This is a genomic window from Bradyrhizobium sp. PRIMUS42 (assembly GCF_023006515.1).
Classification (GTDB): domain Bacteria; phylum Pseudomonadota; class Alphaproteobacteria; order Rhizobiales; family Xanthobacteraceae; genus Bradyrhizobium.
Genome location: NZ_JALBGZ010000665.1, coordinates 1 through 3,471 on the forward strand (window position 1 = coordinate 1; position 3,471 = coordinate 3,471).

The 3,471-nt window shown below is 64.3% G+C and carries 3 protein-coding genes and 1 pseudogene; 2 read left to right on the forward strand and 2 right to left on the reverse strand.

Translation table 11 applies throughout. The features are described 5' to 3' along the window. Nucleotides 1-130, reverse strand: a pseudogene (locus MOV75_RS31450) (lytic murein transglycosylase); the annotation flags it as partial. 7 nt (nucleotides 131-137) lie between these two features. Beyond that, nucleotides 138-1,787 (reverse strand): energy-dependent translational throttle protein EttA, encoded by a 1,650-nt coding sequence (gene ettA, locus MOV75_RS31455; protein WP_246930819.1) that lies wholly within the window; start codon nucleotides 1,785-1,787, stop codon nucleotides 138-140. 234 nt (nucleotides 1,788-2,021) lie between these two features. On the opposite strand from ettA, the gene MOV75_RS31460 reads away from it, so the two are divergent. Both MOV75_RS31460 and MOV75_RS31465 read left to right on the forward strand, forming a co-directional pair. Next, nucleotides 2,022-2,237, forward strand: a complete 216-nt coding sequence (locus MOV75_RS31460; protein WP_246930820.1) for a hypothetical protein — start codon at nucleotides 2,022-2,024, stop codon at nucleotides 2,235-2,237. A gap of 130 nt (nucleotides 2,238-2,367) precedes the next feature. Further along, nucleotides 2,368-3,330, forward strand: coding sequence for a D-2-hydroxyacid dehydrogenase family protein (locus MOV75_RS31465; RefSeq protein ID WP_246930821.1), 963 nt, complete (start codon nucleotides 2,368-2,370; stop codon nucleotides 3,328-3,330). Nucleotides 3,331-3,471: the final 141 nt, after the last annotated feature.

The following is a 3,471-nucleotide window of genomic DNA, read 5'->3' on the forward strand; positions in this document are numbered from 1 at the left end:
AGACGCCTTCGGCCTGCGCCTCCGGCCACAGCGAGGCGATGAACTGCGTGAACGCGGCATCGGCGGCGCGGGCGGGTGACGAGCCGCAGGTGACCGCGATCACCGCAGCGATGAGCGCCCGCTGCATCATGCCGCCATCACCGCGTCAGCTTCTTGTACTTCACGCGGTGCGGAATGATGCTGTCCTGGCCGAGCCGGCGCATCTTGTCCTTCTCGTAATCCTGGAAGTTGCCTTCGAACCATTCGACGTGGCTGTCGCCTTCGAAGGCCAGGATGTGGGTCGCGATACGGTCGAGGAACCAGCGGTCATGGCTGATGATGACGGCGCAGCCAGCAAAATCCTCCAGCGCCTCTTCGAGCGCGCGCAGCGTGTCGACGTCGAGGTCGTTGGTCGGTTCGTCGAGCAGCAGGACGTTGGCGCCGGACTTCAGCATCTTGGCGAGATGCACGCGGTTGCGTTCACCGCCGGAGAGCGCGCCGACCTTCTTCTGCTGGTCGGCACCCTTGAAGTTGAACGACGAGCAATAGCCGCGCGAGTTGACCTCCTTCTTGCCGAGCAGGATCAGCTCGTTGCCGCCGGAGATCTCCTCCCACACGTTCTTGTTGCCGTCGAGCGCGTCGCGCGACTGGTCGACATAGCCGAGATGCACGGTCTCGCCGACCGTGATCGTGCCCTTGTCCGGCGTTTCCTGCTTGGTGATCATCTTGAACAGCGTGGTCTTGCCGGCGCCGTTGGCGCCGATCACACCGACGATGCCGCCAGGCGGCAGCTTGAAGGTGAGATCGTCGATCAGGAGGCGATCGCCATAGCCTTTGCTGAGGCCTTCGAAATCGACCACGTTGGCGCCGAGCCGCTCGGCGACGGGGATGATGATCTGCGCGGTCTGGGTCTGCTTCTCGCTCGCCTGCTTGAGCAGCTCCTCGTAGCGCTGATAGCGCGCCTTCGACTTGGCCTGGCGCGCCTTCGGCGAGGACGCGACCCATTCCTGCTCGCGGGCGATCGTCTTCTGATGCGCGGCGTCCTCGCGTCCTTCCTGCTCCAGCCGCTTCTGCTTCTGCACCAGCCAGGACGAGTAATTGCCCTCGTAGGGAATGCCCTTGCCGCGATCGAGCTCGAGAATCCAGCTCGTGACGTTGTCGAGGAAGTAGCGATCGTGGGTCACGATCAGGATCGCGCCGGGATAGGAGCGCAAATGGCCTTCGAGCCACGACACCGACTCGGCGTCGAGATGGTTGGTCGGCTCGTCCAGCAGCAGCAATTCGGGCTGATCGAGCAGCAGCTTGCACAGGGCGACGCGGCGACGCTCACCGCCGGAGAGCTTCGTCACGTCGGCATCGTCGGGCGGGCAGCGCAGCGCGTCCATGGCCTGGTCGACCTTGCTGTCGAGATCCCAGAGGCCCTGGGCCTCGATCTCGTCCTGCAGCTTGGTCATCTCGTCGGCGGTTTCCTCGGAGTAGTTCATCGCCAGCTCATTGTAGCGATCGAGGATGGCCTTCTGCTTGGCGACGCCCAGCATGACGTTCTCGCGCACGCTGAGTGCGGGATCGAGATGCGGCTCCTGCTCGAGATAGCCGACGCGGGCGCCCTGCGCGACCCAGGCCTCGCCGTTATACTCCTTGTCGAGGCCAGCCATGATCTTGAGCAGCGTCGACTTGCCCGAGCCGTTGACGCCGAGCACGCCGATCTTGGCGTCCGGGTAGAATGACAGATGGATGTTGTCGAGCACCTTCCGGGTCGGGTAGCTCTTGGTCAGGCCCTGCATGAAATAGATGAACTGGCGCGCCATCGGTCCCGAAAACCTTCGATTTGAGGAAATTTGCTTCGCCTGCGATGTAGCGATCCCGTCCCCAAAGGGCAATGTTTTCCGTCCGTTCACCACGGATGAATACGGGACGGTCACCATCCGGCCACCGATCCGGACAATTGAAACCATCTTTTAATAAATCAGGCCGAAAGCTCGGTTTCGCGCGGAAACAGCGCCACCCGCTCAGAACGAACGGGAGCAAAGCGAGGCCGCATCATGGCTCTGATCGAGACCCATTCTCTTCCTGTTCCGGCAGAAGCCGGCCACATCTCCGACTTCGCCTCGGAGATCAAGGGATTCTGGAAGCGCTTCTTCGCCACCGCCTTCAATCCCTACCGGCCCGAACTGCACTACATGCGCGGCCCCGGCCCCGCCTGGCGCGCCAAGCACGGCATGGATGCGCCGTTCCGCCTGAAGCCCCGCGACCTCTGAGCGCCGCTCCCCTGTCGGATTTTTGAAGGCGCGAGCGACTTGCGCGCAGGCGTGATTGCGCGCAACCATGGCTTGGTTCCGACGACGGCGCTCGCCTGGCGCCCTCACCTCTCGCCATGGATGAACGCTGATGAGCCGGCTGCGCTGTGCAATTCTCGACGACTATTTCAACCTCGCACTCGACGTCGCCGACTGGCAGAAACTGTCCGACCGTCTCGACGTCACCGTGTTCAGCCATCCCTTCGCCTCCGAACAGGCCGCAGTAAGCGCGCTCGCCGACTTCGAGATCATCTGCGCGATGCGTGAGCGCACCGCATTCCCCAAGAGCCTGTTCGAGAGCTTGCCGAAGCTGAAGCTGCTGCTCACCTCAGGCATGCGCAATGCCGCGATCGACATGGAAGCCGCGACGGCACGCAATGTGGCGATCGGCGGCACGCAATATTCGCGCGATCCCACGGCACCGCTGACCATGGGCCTGATCCTGGAGCTGACGCGCGGCATCGGCCGCGAGAATGCGCGCATGCATGCCGGCGAGCCCTGGCAGACCTTTGCGGGCGTCGAGATCGAGGGAATGACGCTCGGCATCGTCGGGCTCGGCAAGCTCGGCAGCAAGATGGCCGGGATCGCCAAGGCCTTCGGCATGAACGTGATCGCCTGGAGCCCGAATCTCACGCCGGAGAAGTGCGCAGGCGCAGGCGTCGGCTACGCCACCAAGGAGGAGCTGTTCGCCAAGGCTGACATCGTCACCATCCATGTGGTGCTGAGCGAGCGCTCGCGCGGGCTGGTCGGCGCTGCCGATCTCGCGCGAATGAAGCCGACGGCCTTTCTCGTCAACACCGCGCGCGGGCCGATCGTGGACGAGCAGGCGCTGCTCGAGGCCTTGCAGCAGCGCAAGATCGCGGGCGCCGGCATTGACGTGTTCGCGGTCGAGCCGCTACCGGTCGACCATCCCTTCCGCAAGCTCGACAATCTCGTGCTGACGCCGCATCTCGGCTACGCCACCGAGGACGGCTTGCGCATCCACTATGGCCAGATGGTCGAGGCGATCGACGCCTTCACTGGGGGCCGCGAGTTGCCGCGCAAGCTGGCCTGAAACGACGAAGGGCGTGCCGGTGGCACGCCCTTCGCTCTATCAGATGTCGTGGAGTTCTTAGCGCACGGTGACCGGCGCGGGCAGCGGCGGCACCACGGTCGGCTGCGTACCCGGAACCGGACCAGCCTGGGCGGCCATCGG